The following is a 17291-nucleotide window of genomic DNA, read 5'->3' as shown; positions in this document are numbered from 1 at the left end:
TGGGATCGAATCCTTGCCGGGGTGTGCAAGGCGTTGCTGTGTGGTGCCGCTCTTCCTGGTCGGTTTCGCGCGGCAGACCGGTCGCTCCTCCTCGTGGCGCTCCGATCCGGACCGTCCGCTCACGCATCGCTCACGCGCGGAGGCTTGCCCTGATGACGCTTGAGCGCGAGGTCAGAGCTGGCCGAGGTCGACTCCACGGTGAAGGCAGCGGAACCCCTGACGACACCGGTGAACATGTCGCCGGTTCGGTAACTGTTGGTCGCCGGGTCGAGGACGTAGGTGTAGATCAGTGGAACGCCGGTGGCGGCCTGCTCGATCCGCCAGTAGAACTCGATACCAGCCTTGGCGTAGATCACGACGTCTGGCGGCGGTTGGTGAGCGGCACGTCCTGGAGGCGACATCGAAGTCCGTGTCGGCGTTCCAGTCCGGTCCCCCCCGGCGGCGTCCAGCGCGTTCGCCAGGATCCGGGCGAGGCGGATCGGGGATCGCCAACGACGACGTATGGGCGGTGCGAACACTCAGGCGATGATGGCGGTTCTCCAGGGTCACTCCGGTAGAACTCTGAGTTCTGGAGGACTCGTCGCCAATGAGGTCGTCTGCCTCTACCAGCGCTGCGAACCTCAGGCTTGGGAAGCTGCGATCATTTAGGGCCGGTTTAGATGCTGACCTGGGCGAATGGCTGGGCTGGCGCCTCGTCGGGCGGGCCCGCTTTCACCGTGATTCCCCGCTGTTCCCCCGCTCGATCTGGTGCGCTTGTGGTGCGGCCTGCCGAAGGCATGGTGTCAGGAGACGCCCTGACTTCCTCTTTCGCCGACGTCGGCGCCACCGCTCCGACAACTCCCCGGTCGCGATCGAAGCGACGGCCATTCCGGCGCACATGGGCCAGCTCTTGAGGTCGTTGATGAGCAGCCCAACGAGGCGAAACCCCACTGTTGCCAGGCCCCACCAGACAACAAACCAGGCTGCCGCCTCGACCCATCTGCTTCTGCCGCTCACGGGCCAAAGGTAGCTGCCCCACAGGGACCGACGGCGTGCGTCTGCACGGCCCTCTATCCGTAGCTCTGGAGAGATCGGGCATCGGAGGTCATACAGGCCGCGGGGAGGGTCACGAGAGCCGCTGTCGGGCGATGCCGGTTGCTGGGGTTGCCGTACTTCGTCGCTGTACAGGAACGGGCTACCAGTCCCGCCAGTCATCCGTGATCTCGGTGCGACTGATGCCTCGCCTCGCTGCCAGAGCAGGGACGTCGGTACCGTGCTCCATCAAGGTCTGATCGATGTAGAGGCACAGTTCTTCACGCTCCTCGGTCTCGTAGCCGGCACCGTCGTGATCCTCATTGATCTCGTTCAGCACAAGAACGACACGCTTGATCGCTTCGAAGACCTGCTCGTCGTCCTGGTCCCGGAGCGCCTCCACATCCAACTCGAACGCGCGCAGAGCCTTGTCCGTCGCCGCCAGCAGTGACTCAGGGAAGAGCTCCGACAGCAAGACATCGCTCGGAGCCCGTGTCCCCTCCGCGAGCTCTGTTGCCTCTTCGTCCACTCGCGCCCGCCAACGTGCTGATGGTCTGATCGCCATGTCCTGGACCGTAAGCCCAGGCTCTGACAGTGCCGCTGCCATGCACGCTTTCCAACTGTGGTGGTGGGGTCTGGGGCTTCGAGCGGGGCCGGTCACCTGCGTTGATGGGCGTTCGGCCGTGGGAGCGGCCACCGGCTTCGGTCTCGTCTGAACGACCGTGAACGGTGCTGAATGAGACGGAAACCGGGACGGGCGGCGGGGCCGGGGGCGCTGGCGTCGTCGCTGTTGCAGGGGGAGTCATGGCGCTGGTCCGCAGGGGATCACGACGGGTCGTTGTCGACGGCACGGCTTACCGCTGGCGGCTGCGGGGCAGGCCGACGTATTTCCAGGGGCTGGCCTGGTCGCCGTGCACGTTCGCGGTCGAGCACGCGGACACCCCGGGGACGACGCTCGTGGTCACCACCGAGCAGCCGCATCCGAGCAACTGGATCGGCCGCGAGGCTGAGCCGGTACTGCCCTCCGCTGTTGCCGCGGCTGTTCGGCTTGCCCTGTGTGAGGGTTGGACCCCGACGGCTCCTGGCTCCGCGTTCCACCTCGACCAGTCCGCCGGCTTCACGCCTTCGCACTGAACGTACCGGCGGTCTGAAACCACGAGGGAGGAAGCCGGTGTTGTACGCACACGAGGTGATCCTGAACGAACTCGCACAGGGGCTCAGACCGACTGCCGAGGGTGTGGAGTGGTTCGAGGGCTTGTCGGAGGATGACCGACGGAAGGTCTTGCATGCACTGGTGCTGTTTTGTGGGCAGGCCCGTGCCTGTGAGGGCGATGTGGCAGAGAGCATTGCGCGTTCCGGCATCCGCCCCACGCACACGCCGGCGGTGATGCTCACGAAGTGGCGCTTCGGGATGGAAGGGCTTCCGGCCTATGAACTCACCAAGTCTTTCCGCCTGCTCGTCGCCCTCTTCAGCATCGCGGATACCCGCAGGAGAACGCTGCATTGCGCCGGGGGGTGTGGTCACGAGTGGCACAATCTGTCGGATCCGCCACGGGATGCGACCTAAGGTGTCTTCTTGCCCTGGGTCTTGCCGGGGATCGTGGTGACCTGCTTTTTCCCTGCTCAGGGACGGTGGGCTCGTGCGCCTGGTGGTCGTCGTTGGTCGTCCTTGGCCACTGTTGAGCGGCCTCGGACGGCCCAGCCATGTGCCCGCTGCTGGGCACTCGCGACACCTCGAAGATACGGCGGTCACTCGTAGAGTGTGGCGGCCATAAGTGGCTCATCGCAGTAGGGGGTGTAGTCGGGGTCTACTGGTTTTCGAGGTCGCCGACACGGATCTCAGGCTCGGCTGCACTCCTGTCCGAGCGCGACGAGACGTGCGCCGCGGAACGGGCTATGCACCCTCGTTGTCACCGCGCAGGGAGTGGATCATGCTCTGCAGGGTCCGGAACGCGTCTGACTGCTCGGTCTCGGTCAGGCCGGCCAGCATTCTGGCCTCGACGGACCGGACGGCTGCGCTCGCCTTCTCGAGGCTTCGTCGGCCACGAGGCGTGAGCCGCGTGGGAAGCGTCTTCCCGACGGGTGCCGCCGCAGGCCTGGTCACGTAGCCGTCTCGTTCCAGGGCCTGGAGTAGCACGTTCATCGTCTGCCGTGTCACGAACGCGCCCCGTGCGAGATCGGAGTTCGACAAGCCCGGTCGTTGCGCCAGCAGCTCGAGGCAGGAGTAGTGCGTCACGCTCATCCCGAGCGGCCGCAGCACTTCCTCCATGGCCGAGCGGAGGGCGCTCGACGCTTCTTTGAGCAGGTAGCCCAGTGACGTTTCCAGGTCGATGCCGACACCTTCTTGACTCATGTCAGTATTCTGACATAGGTTGATGCGTGTCAGAAAACTGACACGAAAGGAAAGAGCGTCATCATGCCCGCCACCGGCCCCGACTTCATCTCGCTCCAAGTGCGCGACCTCGACGCTTCGCAGGCGTTCTACGAGCAGTACCTGGGCCTCGTCCGCTCGCCGGCCGGACCTCCGCACGCCGTCGTCTTCGAGACGAAGCCGATCGCGTTCGCACTCCGCGACGTCATTCCCGGCACCGACCTCGCATCCGTCGCTCAGCCCGGCATCGGTGCCGCGATCTGGCTCCACGCCACCGACGTCCAGGCCATCCACGACGCGCTCGTCGCCGACGGTCACACCATCGTCTCAGCGCCGATCGACGGTCCCTTCGGGCGGACCTTCACCTTCGCCGACCCCGACGGCTACCAGGTCACACTCCACGACCGCGCTTGATCGACCAAACGCCACCGGACGATCATCAGCGGTGGCCCGCCCTAGGCTCGTGCGTGACGCTACCTTCTGCCCTGCTGACCTGACGACGTTCTGCCGGCTGGATGACCTCGGCTTGGAAGTGGTCGGCCAACAGTTGCATCCCGACCACGCCGTGCTGCTCTGTCGAGTGGTCGACCCTGATGACCGGTGCCATGCCTACGGCTGTCTGGGGGTGCCGCGCGACAGCGTGCTGCGCCGACCGGCGCACGCCCCGCTCGGCTGGCGGGCAACGATCCTGCACGTCCACATCCGCCGCTACCGCTGTTCGGGGCTGCGGGCAGGTCTGGCGCCAAGACACGACCGCGGCCGCCGCGCCGAGGGCGAAACTGTTTTCTCTGGGCAGGGCTGTGACCTGTGGAAACGTCGACTGTGTGGTGTCTGGCCCGGGAAAATACCCCTCCGTAGTTCTCACGTGTTCGCAGGGTTTCCCGGCCGCATGTGTGCTGAATCCGTTCCGCGGAGGCGCCTGCCTCGTCAACTGGGCTGGAGCTCGTGGCCTGCGAAGGCGAGGAGCCGTTGGTGGGCGGGGCTGCCGTCGCGCAAATCTGTCCCGCCGTTCAGCAGGCTTGGAGTCAGCAGGTTTCGCGGAGGTAGCCGCTCGTGCCCTCGGGCACGACGTACTGGTCGCGGCGGACGACGCTCAGTGTGCTGCTCCAGCCGGAGCACGCGTTCGACAGGCCCTTCGCCGTGTATTCGACGACGAGTACGTTGTTATCGAACGCTCTGGCGAACTCGCCGCACTCGTTCCACTCGCCGCACTCCTCCACCACGGCGAAGTCCAGGCCCACGGAAGCACGTTGGGACACGAGCTCCAGGGTGTTCTTCTGGGCGACGGCCAGGCCCTTCGCGTGGGCGTGCGCCGCCAGCAGCTTCATGAACGCCATGGTCTGATCGGCCGTGAGGTAGTCCGGGAAGCGGGTGAACGCGTCGTAGTTATCGGGCTCGACGGCTTTGTACCCCTTGGCCGCGCACTCGTCGATCCAGGTGTCCATCTCGGAAGCGATGCGCTGCCGCTTGGCGTCCGTACGGATGTCCAGGACCGCCTCGCCCCAGTCCTTGTCGTAGACGACACCCCCGTGGGCATCGCGCAGCAGCAGGTCGGAGTCCCAGTCCTTCTCCGCGTTCTCCTGGGCCTGGAAGGCGTTGAAATTGCAGATGTTGTACGCACCCGGCGCGGGCGGGTCTTCGTGGCTGCGACTGACCACCTGCACACCGGTCGGCAGGGCATACGCACCGCCGATCTGGTAGTCCCACCGCACGTGCTTCGGTGGTGGCGTCACTGTTGCGGCGGATGCGGATGCGGATGCGGATGCGGATGCGGAGGCGGAGGCCGGCGCGGTCGGCGACTGGGGACTTTCGTTCTGATGTGACCTTGTTTTCACTGCCGTGATGCTCAGCCCGGTGACGACCAGGGCTGCGGCGAGACTGATGAGGATGCGCCGTCCTCGATGTCCGTGACCGGCCCTGGTCCTGTCCGTTCCCTCCTCACCCCCGGTGGTGGCCGGGCCTTGTGCAACAGGGTGTGTATCGGAAACCTGGTGGCTGGGTTCCGCTGAGTCGGCCACTCCCGGCGCGGCCGGGGCGGTGGAATCCGGGAGCGTCAGGAGCATGCGGTGCAGCTCGGTGAGTTCGGGGCGGGCGGCCGGATCCTTGGCCAGGCAGAGTCCGGCGATGCTCCGGAGCGGTTCGGTGACTCCGTCCAGGACCGGAGCCTCGTACATCACCTGATAGCCCGTCAGATACGGGCTGCTCCCGTCGAACGGACGGGTACCAGTGGCCGCATACACCAGCAACGACCCCAGTGAGAACACGTCCGAAGCGGCGGTGACGTCCCGTGGCGCGGCGAACTGCTCCGGCGACATGAAGGGCGGCGTGCCGATCAACCGCCCGGTCACGGTCAGGGCTTCGTTGTCGACGGCGTGCGAGACACCGAAGTCGATGACGCGGGGTCCGTCCTCGGCCATCAGCACGTTGCTCGGCTTCAGATCGCGGTGCACCACACCAGCCTGGTGGATGTCCCGCAGTGCCTCGACAAGGCCCAGCGCAAGCGTGCGCAACCCACGTCCGCTCAGCGGGCCGTCCTTGGCCACGACGTCCGACAGGGTGCGGCCCGGCACATACTGCGTAGCCATCCACGGCTGTACGGCGTCCGGATCGGCGTCCACCACCGGGGCCGTGAACGCCCCGCTCACCCGGCGGACCGCCACAATCTCCTGCCTGAAGCGCGTCCGGAACTCCTCGTCCTGCGCGTACGGCGCGTGCACCACCTTGACCGCGACCTGCCGTCCCGAGGCCGAGCGGCCCAGATAGACGACGCCCATGCCGCCACTACCGAGCCGGTCGATCAGCGTGTAGCCGCCTATGGACTCCACGTCGCCGGGTCTCAGCGGCATCACCCGTCACCTTTTCCATGTGCCGTGCTCTCGAAAGACTGTTCAGGAGGATCAGACTAGTCCGAGGTTTTCTCAGTGAGACAGCCCTCGCGAGTCGTTCTGATCTTCCCTTTACCAGAGGCGAGCACAAGGCGCGGCAAGGCGGTGTTCCGCGATCACCTACGGCACGCCAGGCTGCCCGAGTCCGTGGCGTCCTCGGCCGAGCCGGAGAACTTCCTCGCGGTCATGGAGTCGGCCCTGCGCACATACGGACTTCCGCTCCTGGACGACATGCTGCGCGAGTCGCTGCTGGCGGACCTCGGCTACGTTGATTTCGACGCCCTGGCCCAGGCCCGCGACCATGCCGAGCGTGCCCCCGTGGTGCCCGACCTGCTGTGCGACACACTCGCCCTGGAAGGCGGACCGCAGAGCCTTGCATGAGCAGACTGGACATCGTTGAACCAGAAAGGAATGGACCTACCCCGACGATTAGCACCGAGAAGTCCGGACCTGCGGCCCAGTGTTTGGAAGGTTCCTGGTGTGATCGTCGGCGCATCCCTCCTGACCTGGTGCTGCACGGACGCCGAGCGCGATGGATCGGCGCCTTCGACACGTATTCCACAGGGGGTGCCACCGTCCACTGGCTACGGCCGCTCCTGCCGGGTATCTGGCTGAGCATGCTTGCTCCGATCTTTACCTCGCACAGCGCAGCAACTACGGCGTGGGCCTTCGTGGGAGCCATTCGCATCGTGTCGGCGGTGGGTTGGTACATCCGGATGAATCTCACCTGAGGCGCGATCCAGATTTTTCGGAGTTCGGCGGTCTGCGGATGTCGAGAACGTGCCACCGGCTCCGTCCCAGGGACATCAGCGGCCACCACCGGCCGCACGAGGAAGAAGGAGAAACCGGCATGGCGATTCAGCGGATGGACAACGTAGGCATCGTCGTCGAGGACATGGATGCCGCCATCGCGTTCTTCGTGGAACTCGGTATGGAGCTGGAGGGCAGGGCGGAGGTCGAGGGCCTCTTCGCCGACCAGTGCACCGGACTCGACGGCGTCCGCTGTGACATCGCGATGGTCCGGACCCCAGACGGTCACAGCCGGCTCGAGCTGGCGAAGTACCGCAGCCCCGCGGTGATCAGCGCCGGACCGCGCAACCGGCCGCACAACATTCTGGGCACGCACCGCGTCATGTTCGCCGTCGACAACATCGAGGACACCGTTGCCCGCCTGCGCCCTCACGGCGCCGAACTCGTCGGCGAGATCGCCCGGTTCGAGGACAGCTATCTGCTCTGCTACCTCCGCGGCCCGGAGGGCATCATCGTCGGACTGGCCGAGCAACTGCGCTGAGAAGGAGGAACCGAACCATGCAGCCGAACGGAAGCCATGAGATGGACCTCGGAGAGCGGTGGCTCGCCACCTCTGAAGTCGTTTCTTAGACGTCGTCTCATTTGGAGTGCTGGGTAGTCTGCACGATGTGGTGATGGTCGAGCGCATGGTGCCGGACGAGTTGTGGGAACTGTTCCAGTGGGTGGTCCCGCCTGCTCCATCGCGGCCGCAGGGCGGCGGTCGGCGGCGGTACGGGGATCGTGAGGTGCTGGCCGCGATCATCTTCGTGGCCACGACGGGTTGCACCTGGCGGCAGTTGCCGCCGGTCTTCGGCCCCTCGGGGCCGACCGCGCACCGGCGCTTCACCGAGTGGACCGCCGCCCGGGTCTGGGCGAAGCTGCACCGCGTCATCCTCGACGAACTGGGCTCGCGCGGAGAGTTGGACTGGTCACGTTGCGCGATCGACTCGGTGAACATGCGGGCCCTGAAAGGGGGGACCTGACAGGTCCGAATCCTGTAGACCGGGGCAAGAAGGGCTCGAAGGTCCACTTGATCACCGAGCGGACCGGTTTACCCCTCTCGGTCGGGATCTCCGGCGCGAACCTGCATGACAGCCAGGCACTCGAGCCGCTGGTGCGCGGCATCCCGCCGATCCGCTCCCGCCGCGGCCCGCGCAGACGCCGGCCGGCCAAGCTGCACGCGGACAAAGGCTACGACTACGACCACCTGCGCCGATGGCTACGCAAGCGAGGTATCCGGCACCGCATCGCCCGCAAGGGCATCGAGTCCTCCACGCGACTCGGCCGACACCGTTGGACTATCGAGCGCACGATGTCATGGCTGGGCGGCTGCCGCCGTCTGCACCGCCGCTACGAACGCAAGGCCGAACACTTCCTGGCCTTCACCGCCATTGCCTGCAGCCTCATCTGCTACCGCAGACTCGCCAAATGAGACGACGTCTTAGCGTCGCAGTATTTTCGCAATTCCGGCTATATTGGGGCGTATTGATCGCAAAGGTATTGGCCCACAATCGCCTATGACCCTCAGCTGTAATCGCGGTTGGCTCCGGGGCTTGGGCGGGAGCTGCCATGGGGCGAGTGATCATGGCCCATCAAGCTGATGGCCAGTCGGGCAGTCTGTGGACCTGCCCGCCAAAGCACGACGTTGTCCCATGATCTTCGAGGCTCGCCCCATGGTGGCTGCCTAATCCGTTGCTAAGGGCGTTCCGAGGAAGCGGTTGGTTCCCGGGATGTTCGAGTGCCGGGCCGTGACACCTCGTGGCTGCCGGGCGGGCAACGCCTCGCTTCAGACAGCGCGCACGGTCCTGATGCTCATGGTGGTGGCTGTCACGTGAGCGCCGTACGGATGCCCCAAGAGGCCCTGGCGTGTGATGCCTCAAGGGGCTCCACGATGCTCGCCACGGCACGGCCACCCTCCTTACGGCACCGGAGTCGCGCCCCGCGTGGTGGTGGAGATCCTGGGGCACTCGCAGATCAGCATCACCATGGACGTGTACACGCACGTCGTGCAGGACGGGGCTTGACCTGCGGAAATATCGACCACAGCGTGTCTGGCCCGGGGAAACACTCCTCCGCAGTTCTCACGTCTTCGTGGTGCTTCCATTCCTGTGTGTGCTGCATGTGTGCCGTCGGCTATCACATCACTGCCGCCGATGGCTGCCGCACGTCCCTAGGCGGGGACGCGGACGTGCCGGAGCGGTGCTCCGGCCTGATGGAGGCTGGTGAGGGCCTGCTGGTAGGAGGTGATCAGCCCGGTCTCGACGTAGTCCACGCCCAGTTCCTCGCAGTAGCGGCGGACGATGGTCCGGGCCTTGCGCAGGTTGGGGCTGGGCATGCTGGGGAACAGATGGTGCTCGATCTGATGGTTCAGTCCGCCCAGTGCGATGTCGGTGAACCGGCCGCCGCGCACGTTGCGTGAGGTGAGCACTTGGCGGCGGAGGAAGTCCGGGCGGTCTTCGCCCTTCAGGATCGGCATGCCCTTGTGGTTGGGCGCGAAGAGCGAGCCGAGGTAGACGCCGAACAGGCACTGGTGGACGGCGAGGAAGGCGATCGCCATGCCGTGTGGCAGCAGCCAGAGCAGGACGGTCAGGTAGACCGCGAAGTGCGCGAAGAGCAGGGTGCCGTCGAGCGTTCGGTGCTTGAGTGAGCGATTGGCCAGCGCCTTCACGCTGGACACGTGCAGGTTGAAGCCCTCCAGTGTGAGGAGGGGGAAGAACAGGAACGCCTGCCAGCGGCCGATCAGGCGGGGGAGCCCTTTGGCGGCCCGGGCCTGGTCCTGGGACCAGACCAGCAGGTTGGGGTCGAGGTCGGGGTCGAGTTCCTCATGGTTGGGGTTGGCGTGGTGGCGGGTGTGTTTGTCCTGCCACCACCCGTAGCCCATCCCGATACCGGCACCGGCGATCCGTCCGGACACCTCGCTGGCCCGGCGTCGGCGGAACACCTGACGGTGGGCCGCGTCATGGGCGAGCAGGGCGACCTGACCGAAGACGACGGCCAGGAAGCCGGCGACGGTCAGTGTCCACCAACTGTCGCCGATGAGTGCGACGGCGGCCCACCCACTGACGTAGAGGCCGGCCACCACTGTGATCCGCAGTGCGTAATAGCCGGGACGGCGTCCCAGCAGGCCGGCATCAGCGATCTTTCTCGACAATCGGGCGAAGTCACTGCCGGACGTCTCCGAGGGCGGGGGGTGGACCATGATGTTTCTGCTCATGATGGTGAAACTCTCTCCCAAGGATTCTCTCCCAAGGATGTAGATGGCTCGGCGCCGCCCCGGGAGCCGCTGAGACCGGGCCGCAGGTAGGGATGCGCTGCCCCTGAGGGAAGCGCGTCGCGCGACCTTGGAGCAAGGACGACGTCTGCTTCGAGTGCAGGCCCTCTATCTGAGTGCTGTCTGAGTGCTGTCTGAGTGCGAGTTCCCTGCCAGGCATGTCTCACACCGTGACAGGACAGGCAGGGCTTCTGGAGCGGTCCGCGCGCTCTCATGGCAGAACCGAGGCCGGCCCGTGAGTGGGCCGGACCCAGCGAGGTGGGCACCGGCGAGGGCGGTAATCTGGTTGATTTATCCAGAAATGTTGCGATAGATGGCCGGAAGGAGTCAGAGTCGGAGGGGGACAGGAGGCGACCGTGACCGTCCTCGCGATGTTTCTTCTCATCATCGGGACCATCTTGATTCTGCTTGGGACGCTCCTGGGCATCGTCGGGGCAATCGTGATCCTCATGGGGGTCGCTCTGATTGCCATTGCGGCCTTCCTGCTGATCCGGAGAGTGCTGAAGCCTCGACAGTAGAAATGGCAAGGCCGAGGCGGGTGTCTGTGTGATCGGGCCAAGCGGTGGCCGCGTGTTCGGGCAAAGCGGTGGCCGCGGTGTGGTCTGCGCCGAGGGTGAGGCCGGAGATGGCACCGGCATCAGGCCCAGCGCGTCGAGCCTGCCGTTGACGGCTGGCTGGGCTGCGGTTTCTGCGATGAGGACGGCGGTGGTCACCGGGCCCGGGGTATCACTGGTCGCTTCGCTGGCTACCGCTGCCCGGACTGCGCGGGCGACTTCCAGTGGATGGTGTCCGGAGGCGACCGCGAGGTGGACCTCGATGGGTCGGCCGGGTGGCCGGGTGGGTCGTCATGGTTCTCCACCTTGACCGGGCGGCTTGCCAGCACGGTGGTGAGGCGGGCGACGCCCGGAACGGCCGCTGCGACGTCGGCCAGCTCACCGATGGGCCCCGCGTGGATCCTGTTCCGGTCGCCGGGGCCGAGCTTCGCGCGGCTGCGGCTTCCGGGGGGGCCTCATGGCCTTCTCTGCGGTCCGCGATTTCACGCCTGCCTCCGGGCCCTCATGGAGATCGGTGACGCGCAGGTCAGCTGCCACGGTGGCCAGGCCGAGCCGTTCGGTGGCCGCGTTGAGCAGTGTGCTCCTCAACTGGTCCGTGGTCTCAGGCAGTGGCTGCCCGAGGGATGCTGTGAAGGCGGCTTCGATCCTGGGCGGGCCGGGTGGTAGCGCGCTGGCCGGCGGACGGAGTGCGGGTCACGCAGGCCGGGGGCTTTTATCTTGAGCACGGCCATCACCCGGATCACCCTGACCACGCCGATGGTGACACGGGGGCGCTTCCGGTCGGGGAAGGCCAGGTGCCGCCTCAGTGGCTGGCGACAGCCCCCGCCTCCGCGGCAACAGGCAGAGCCCAATGCCGTACAGCGAGAGGCCCGTCGCCCGGGTCGGCGTGTCAAGGCGAGGGACCTCGTCGAAGCGGCTTGTCGCCGAAGGGCGCGTCACGATTTCCGAGCCCGACGAGGACGAGCTGACGGACTGGCGACTCGTCATCGACTACGCGAGGCGGCACGGCCCGCCCCGCAGGGCAAGCGCATCGCCCGCCATCGGTCCGAGTGCCCGCGCAGCTTGTTCCCCACACCCGGTTGCGGTGGCTCTGCGGGATGATGAGGGGCGGCTGGCGATGCCGTCCGCGCTCGGGCGGGCGCTACTGCTGTTCCAGGGTTTGTCGCGGAAGCCGTACAGCGGGGACACGGGATCAAGGATCACCCGGTCGCCGATCACCATCGCAGCCGTACGTACACCTACAACGGGCAGCATTTCCCCTCGCGCTACTCGCGGCACGAAGGCGATCTGGGTGTGATCGTCGGCGGCTTCACCTACGCCGTCACGGTCCAGCAGGAGTATCCGCAATTCCCTGATCCGGAGCGCTCCGGGAAGCTCGTGATCGAGCTCGGCTACAGCACGTCCGGTCGGCAGTGCACTTGAGCTGATCGCAAAAGCTCGGTTGCCGGAGGACATCCTCGGCGGGTGCTCCGGGAGATCGAGATCCAGGCTGTGGAGGATGCTCAGCGCAAGGTCGACAGGAGCGGGCCAAGGTCCGCCGCTGAGAGCCGTGTCGTTGTCTCTGCTGGTACTGGTGTCGCATTGTCGGGGAGCTTGCGACCGAACGGCCCGCCGGACGTTTTCCAGCAGGGGCTCGCCGACCAGGTGGAGCCATGCCGGGTGCGGTGGCAGGCCCGACTTGCCGTGGAGGAGCCCGTCCGTCGGCCCGGCGATCCACGCGACGCGAGGCCCCTGTAGACCTGTGCGTGGACAAACGTGCTGAATACTGAATAATCGGATATAGGTGTGAATTCTGTGGGGTCGGGAGGTGACAGAACGAGATTCGGGACGCCTCGGGAAGACCTCGCAGACAACACGTGGCCAGAGCCTGAAACGATCCGACGCGAGTGCGGGGTCTCCGGCAGTGCATCGATCCGATGCAGGAGGAGACAGACACCATGAAGAACGGTCAGGTATCAGTAGCCCTCGCCAGCGCCTACCTCCTCGGACGCTCGCACAAGATGCGGTGGGCGCTGCCGCTTGCCGGCATAGCGGCGGGCAGTCGCCTCCGTCCTGGCGGCGGCGGGATAGGGGCGAATCTCCTGAAGTCCCCCGAGATCAACAAGCTCACGCAGACCTTGCGTGACGAGTTGCTGTCGGCTGGCAAGACGGCCGCCGTGGCTGCGGTCGGCAGTCGCATCGACTCATTGAGCGACCGGATGCAACGACGAGCCTCGTCGCTTCGCGCCGGACCGGAGGCGGAGGAGCCCCCCGACGAGGAAGAAGAGCCGCGCGGCGAGGAAGAGGAGGAGCCGGGCGAGGAAGAGGAGGAGCCGGGCGAGGAAGAAGAGCCGCGCGGCGAGGAAGAAGAGAAGGAAGAGCCGGCCGAGAAGGCCAAGCAGCGGGAGAAGGGGCGCTCTGCGCAGACCCGGGCCCCCAGCGGCGGCCGTACGAGGACGCGGGCCACTCGTCCCGCTGCGGACAAGAAGAAGACCCGCGGGAGCAACAGTAAGAGCACGAGCCGCAAGACCGCCAGTAGCCGCAGGACCGTGAGTTCCGGGTCGTCCGGTAGTGGCGGGTCCGCACAGCGAGGCCGAGGGTGATGACGTATGGCTGAACGAACCGACGGCCAGACTTCGGGCGGCCTGGGCACGTTGACCAAAGAACTACCTACCGACCGGTTGCTGGAAGAAACGCAGAACCTCCTCGCCGCCCTCGGAGAGCGAGCAGTCGCCAAAATGACGGACAAGGTCCAGGATCTGGCTCACGGCGGGGGACTGGGTGGCGGTCTCAAATCCAAGTTGGCGCTCGCGGGGGGCAAGCACTTCCTGAAGTCCGCCGTTGGCGGCGCCATTTCCCAGGCGAAGGACAAGGTCAAGGAGACGCTGTCCGGCGCCCTGGGCGGCGGTGACAAGACGAACAAGAAGCTCAAGGTCGTCAACATCGTTGAACAGATCGACGTGGGCCTTCCCGTCTCCGACGCCTACAACCAGTGGACGCAGTTCGAGGACTTCCCCAACTTCATGAAGAAGGTGGAGGACGTCGAGCAGGAATCCGAGACGGTGACGAACTGGAAGGCGCAGATCTTCCTCTCTCACCGCAAGTGGAAGGCGACCGTCATCGAGCAGGTGCCGGACGAGATGATCGTCTGGGAGTCGAAGGGTGACAAGGGCCATGTCGACGGGGCGGTGACCTTCCATGAGGCCGGGCCGCACCTCACCAGGATCCTGCTGGTTCTGCAGTACCACCCGCAGGGCATGTTCGAGCATACCGGGAACCTCTGGCGTGCCCAGGGCCGCAGGGCACGGCTCGAACTGAAGCACTTCCGCCGGCACGCCATGAGCCAGGTACTTCTGCACCCCGAGGAGGTCGAGGGGTGGCGGGGCGAGGTGCGCGACGGCGAGGTGGTGCGCAGCGATGAGGAAGTGCGCGACGAGGAGGCCGCGGACGAGGAGGAGCAGGGCGAAGAGCAGCCCGAGGACGAATTCGAAGAGGCGGAGGCGGAGGAAGAGGAGCCGCGTGACGAGGAGGAGGAAGAAGAGCCCGAGGCGGAGGAAGAGGAGCCCGAGGCGGAGGAAGAGGAGGAGGAAGAGCCCGAGGCGGAGGAAGAGGAGCCCGAGGCGGAGGAAGAAGAACCGGCTGGCCATCGGCGCCGGCAGCCCTCAGCGAAGGCCAGGTGAGCGTGATGACCGTAGCCAGTGAGCTTGTTCCGCTTTGACGGACACCATTGGTGTGGTGGTCAGGCTGCGGGTGCGGTCTCGTATTCGGCGGGGCTGCGGTAGCCGAGGCTGCTGTGCAGTCGGTGCAAGTTGTACCAGCCCTCGATGAAGTCGAAGATCGCGGTGCGGGCTGCGGCTCGGCTGGGCCAGGCGGTGGTGTCGAGCAACTCCCGTTTGATGGTGGCGAAGAACGACTCGGCGAGCGCGTTGTCCCAGCATTGCCCGGTGCGGCCCACCGAAAGACGGACTCCCAACTCCCGTGACAGGGAGGCGACTTGCTGACTGGTGCACTGACAGCCGCGATCCGAGTCAAAGATCACCGGCCGGGTGGGACGACGCTGCCGGCAGGCTGCTGTCAGAGCATCGGCGACCAGCTCGGTCCGCAGGTGATCGGCCGTCGCCCAGCCCACCACCCGGCGCGAAGCGATGTCGATGACCGTGGCCAGATACAGCCGGCCCTCCTCGGTCCAGACATAGGTGATGTCGCCGCACCACCGGGCGTCGAGGGCCGTGGCGTCGGGCCGGAAGTCCCGGACAACGAGGTCCGGCCGTGTAGCAGCCCGTGGATCAGGGATCGTGGTCAGCTGCCGCCGTCTGCGGTGCCGGCCCTGCAGACCGGGGGCCCGCATCAGCCGGGCGACGCGGCGTCGACCGCGTCCGTGCCCTCGCGCTTGGGTACGGCGTGGATGCGTGGGGCGCCATAGGTGCGGTGCCACGCGACGTGGCGTGGACCTCGGTGATCTGCCCGGTCAGCTCGGCGTCGCGGACGGCACGCGGGCCGGGAACGCCGGTGCGGCGGGCATAGAAGGCGGGTCCGGAGACCCTCAGCAGTTCCACGCGCGCTTGACGCTGTGGCCGCTCTGCTCCTCCGCCTCGATGAACGGGTGGACCGTCACCGGGTCTCCTTCGCGAAGAAAGCCGTCGCCCGCTTGAGGACCTCCACGTCCTCGCGCAGTCGGCGGTTCTCCCTCCGCAGCGCGGCCGGCTCCTCGCGTTCACTGCTGGTCAGGCCGTCACGTTCGCCCGCGTCGACCTCGGCCTGGCTGACCCACAGCCGCACCGCGGTCTCGGCCAGATCGAAGTCCTTGGCGGTCTGACCGACCGAGCGGTCACCGCGCCGGCACAGCTCGACGATCTCGGCCTTGAACTCCGGCGTGAACGAACGGCGAGGCCGAGGCTTCTTCTTCCCCATGCTCTCCATGATGGACATCCTCCCGGGGCAGAACCCCTGATCTCGAATGTCCGTCAAAGCGGATCAAGCCCACTATGTGGCCTCGCGGAAACGTGTGCGTGCCAAGCCTGGTGGCACGGCACGGGCGGCGACGGGCATCGCGGTTCGTATTGCCGGTCGCCGCCGGAGCCATCTCCGCGCGGAGTGGGCCGCCATACTTTCTGGCGCACCCGAAGAAGGCGTCACCTTCTCGTCAAGGCGGCAACTTGTGGTTGTATTCGGCTTCCTGCTCGCGGCTTCGCGGATGCGCCTCCGGTACGTCGTCAGTCCCGCCTGGACGCCAGTGCACTGGCTACTCCGCGTGCCCTCCCGGACCAACGCATTCATTCCTGCGGTCGTGGGCGCACAGGCGATCTACATCGTCGGCGACCAGGGCTTGCCTGCGTTGTGACTGCGGTATGGGAGCCGTGCGGCATTGCGGGCGCCTCGCTGTTCGTCCTGACGCGCTGGCTTCGCCGCGTGCGTGGCATTGAACTGGCTACACCAGAGGCTGAACGGTCAGACGAGTAGCCGCGCAGGAGGGGCGAGTCCGCGCGACTGCCGTCAAATGGTGCCGGCAAAACGGCCCGGACCATGATCGGTCCGGGCCATTTTGCCTGGTGCCCCGGCAGGATTCGAACCTGCGACACCCGCTTTAGGAGTGGGATTGGATCCTTGCCGGGGGGTGACTGGCGCTGCCGGGCGGTGCTGATTCCCCTGATGAGAGCCGCACGGCGAGCCACTTGATCCGGCTCATGCCGCCCCGTATCGGGCAGTCCGCTCACGCATCGCTCACGCGCTGCTGGCTGCTGAGCGTGGGTCAGACCTGGCCTAGGTCGATCTCCACCGGGAAGGGGGCCGCTACCTTGAGGACGCCGGTGAACACGTCTCCGTCCCGGTAGGTCTTCGTGGCGGGGTCGAGGACGTAGGTGTACACGAGCGGAACGCCGGTCGCGGCCTGCTCGATCCGCCAGTAGAAGGCGATGCCTGCCTTGGCGTACTGGTCGACCTTCACGATCCGGTCGGTGGTTTCCGAGCCTGGCGACACCACCTCCGCGACCAGCAGCACGTGCTCAGGGCGGGTCGGGGTGATGTCGATCGTGTCTGCGCGGTACACGACGACGTCCGGGCGGCGATTCGTGAGCGGGACGTCCTGAAGCCGGACGTCGAAGTCCGTGTCGGCGTTCCACTCCGTGCCCGCGGCGGCATCCAGGGCGTTCGCCAGAATCCGGGCCAGCCGGTTGTGCCGCTTGGACGCACTCGGACTGACGACGACCATCCCGTCCACGATCTCAATACCGGCGCACTGCTCCTCGGACCAGGACTCGTACTCCTCCGCCGTGATCTGCTCATGCATCCACGCCGGGGCCATCATCTCGGCCGTCATGGAGCACCTCCCGGACACTGTGCTGCGGGCCCGATCCCGCTGGATTCAGCGTACTGTCTGCCGTCCGTCCGGCATGCTGATCTCGATCACACCCCTCCCCGTCGGCCAGCATCCG

The 17291-nt window shown here is 66.5% G+C and carries 17 protein-coding genes and 3 pseudogenes; 12 read left to right on the top strand and 8 right to left on the bottom strand.

Going from position 1 to position 17291, the window contains the following annotated elements; translation table 11 throughout:
• Positions 1 to 171 precede the first annotated feature (171 nt).
• Both SGFS_RS25960 and SGFS_RS25955 read right to left on the bottom strand, forming a co-directional pair.
• A pseudogene (locus SGFS_RS25960) lies at positions 172 to 476 on the bottom strand (Uma2 family endonuclease); the annotation flags it as partial.
• A 698-nt stretch (positions 477 to 1174) separates the two neighbouring features.
• The gene (locus SGFS_RS25955; RefSeq protein WP_286253848.1) at positions 1175 to 1576 is read right to left on the bottom strand and encodes a hypothetical protein; all 402 of its coding nucleotides are present in this window, start codon (positions 1574 to 1576) and stop codon (positions 1175 to 1177) included.
• Between the two features lie 239 nt (positions 1577 to 1815).
• Between SGFS_RS25955 and SGFS_RS25950 the strand changes: the two genes are divergently transcribed.
• Both SGFS_RS25950 and SGFS_RS25945 read left to right on the top strand, forming a co-directional pair.
• The gene (locus SGFS_RS25950) at positions 1816 to 2145 is read left to right on the top strand and encodes a hypothetical protein (RefSeq protein WP_286253847.1); all 330 of its coding nucleotides are present in this window, start codon (positions 1816 to 1818) and stop codon (positions 2143 to 2145) included.
• Positions 2146 to 2200: 55 nt separating this feature from the next.
• Entirely contained in the window at positions 2201 to 2578 is a 378-nt protein-coding gene (locus SGFS_RS25945; protein ID WP_286253846.1) for a DUF5958 family protein, read from the top strand.
• Between the two features lie 327 nt (positions 2579 to 2905).
• Here SGFS_RS25945 and SGFS_RS25940 read toward each other — a convergent pair whose 3' ends face one another.
• A complete protein-coding gene (locus SGFS_RS25940) occupies positions 2906 to 3364 on the bottom strand; it encodes a MarR family winged helix-turn-helix transcriptional regulator (RefSeq protein WP_286253845.1) in 459 nt (152 codons plus the stop codon).
• A 63-nt stretch (positions 3365 to 3427) separates the two neighbouring features.
• On the opposite strand from SGFS_RS25940, the gene SGFS_RS25935 reads away from it, so the two are divergent.
• Complete coding sequence (locus SGFS_RS25935; protein ID WP_168512773.1) at positions 3428 to 3796, top strand: VOC family protein; 369 nt, start codon at positions 3428 to 3430, stop codon at positions 3794 to 3796.
• A gap of 49 nt (positions 3797 to 3845) precedes the next feature.
• Positions 3846 to 4164, top strand: a pseudogene (locus SGFS_RS25930) (ISL3 family transposase); the annotation flags it as partial.
• Positions 4165 to 4407: 243 nt separating this feature from the next.
• On the opposite strand, the gene SGFS_RS25925 reads toward SGFS_RS25930, so the two are convergent.
• Positions 4408 to 6228, bottom strand: coding sequence for an endo alpha-1,4 polygalactosaminidase (locus SGFS_RS25925; RefSeq protein WP_286253841.1), 1821 nt, complete (start codon positions 6226 to 6228; stop codon positions 4408 to 4410).
• Between the two features lie 144 nt (positions 6229 to 6372).
• Here SGFS_RS25925 and SGFS_RS25920 point away from each other — a divergent pair, with 144 nt between their 5' ends.
• From SGFS_RS25920 to SGFS_RS25905, 4 genes and pseudogenes are all read left to right on the top strand, one after another.
• On the top strand, positions 6373 to 6648 hold the full coding sequence (locus SGFS_RS25920) for a hypothetical protein (protein ID WP_286253839.1): 276 nt from the start codon (positions 6373 to 6375) through the stop codon (positions 6646 to 6648).
• Between the two features lie 469 nt (positions 6649 to 7117).
• On the top strand, positions 7118 to 7558 hold the full coding sequence (locus SGFS_RS25915; protein WP_286253838.1) for a VOC family protein: 441 nt from the start codon (positions 7118 to 7120) through the stop codon (positions 7556 to 7558).
• Positions 7559 to 7691: 133 nt separating this feature from the next.
• Positions 7692 to 8488, top strand: a protein-coding gene (locus SGFS_RS25910; RefSeq protein ID WP_434025902.1) for an IS5 family transposase whose coding sequence is annotated in 2 segments (ribosomal slippage) — positions 7692 to 8027 and positions 8030 to 8488 — 795 coding nt in all. Because the reading frame shifts where the segments join, the coding sequence is not laid out codon by codon here.
• 452 nt (positions 8489 to 8940) lie between these two features.
• Positions 8941 to 9080 (top strand): annotated as a pseudogene (locus SGFS_RS25905) (tyrosine-type recombinase/integrase); the annotation flags it as partial.
• A gap of 146 nt (positions 9081 to 9226) precedes the next feature.
• Here SGFS_RS25905 and SGFS_RS25900 read toward each other — a convergent pair.
• On the bottom strand, positions 9227 to 10270 hold the full coding sequence (locus tag SGFS_RS25900; protein ID WP_286253837.1) for a fatty acid desaturase family protein: 1044 nt from the start codon (positions 10268 to 10270) through the stop codon (positions 9227 to 9229).
• A gap of 413 nt (positions 10271 to 10683) precedes the next feature.
• On the opposite strand from SGFS_RS25900, the gene SGFS_RS25895 reads away from it, so the two are divergent.
• The 4 genes from SGFS_RS25895 (at position 10684) to SGFS_RS25880 (ending at position 14540) form a co-directional block, all read left to right on the top strand.
• A complete protein-coding gene (locus SGFS_RS25895; protein ID WP_286253835.1) occupies positions 10684 to 10845 on the top strand; it encodes a hypothetical protein in 162 nt (53 codons plus the stop codon).
• Positions 10846 to 12174: 1329 nt separating this feature from the next.
• Positions 12175 to 12303 (top strand): hypothetical protein, encoded by a 129-nt coding sequence (locus SGFS_RS25890; protein WP_286253834.1) that lies wholly within the window; start codon positions 12175 to 12177, stop codon positions 12301 to 12303.
• Between the two features lie 515 nt (positions 12304 to 12818).
• The gene (locus SGFS_RS25885) at positions 12819 to 13463 is read left to right on the top strand and encodes a hypothetical protein (protein WP_286253833.1); all 645 of its coding nucleotides are present in this window, start codon (positions 12819 to 12821) and stop codon (positions 13461 to 13463) included.
• A gap of 6 nt (positions 13464 to 13469) precedes the next feature.
• Complete coding sequence (locus tag SGFS_RS25880; RefSeq protein WP_286253831.1) at positions 13470 to 14540, top strand: SRPBCC family protein; 1071 nt, start codon at positions 13470 to 13472, stop codon at positions 14538 to 14540.
• A gap of 59 nt (positions 14541 to 14599) precedes the next feature.
• On the opposite strand, the gene SGFS_RS25875 is transcribed toward SGFS_RS25880, so the two are convergent.
• The 3 genes from SGFS_RS25875 to SGFS_RS25865 form a co-directional block, all read right to left on the bottom strand.
• The gene (locus SGFS_RS25875) at positions 14600 to 15295 is read right to left on the bottom strand and encodes an IS3 family transposase (RefSeq protein ID WP_286253829.1); all 696 of its coding nucleotides are present in this window, start codon (positions 15293 to 15295) and stop codon (positions 14600 to 14602) included.
• 176 nt (positions 15296 to 15471) lie between these two features.
• Positions 15472 to 15780 carry a transposase gene (locus SGFS_RS25870; RefSeq protein WP_434028068.1) on the bottom strand — a complete coding sequence of 103 codons (309 nt, stop codon included), beginning with the start codon at positions 15778 to 15780 and terminating at the stop codon, positions 15472 to 15474.
• 829 nt (positions 15781 to 16609) lie between these two features.
• The gene (locus tag SGFS_RS25865; protein ID WP_286253827.1) at positions 16610 to 17176 is read right to left on the bottom strand and encodes a Uma2 family endonuclease; all 567 of its coding nucleotides are present in this window, start codon (positions 17174 to 17176) and stop codon (positions 16610 to 16612) included.
• Positions 17177 to 17291: the final 115 nt, after the last annotated feature.

The organism is Streptomyces graminofaciens (genome assembly GCF_030294945.1).
Classification (GTDB): domain Bacteria; phylum Actinomycetota; class Actinomycetes; order Streptomycetales; family Streptomycetaceae; genus Streptomyces; species Streptomyces graminofaciens.
The sequence above is the reverse complement of the archived record's forward strand: the minus strand, read 5'-3'. Positions and strand labels throughout refer to the sequence as shown.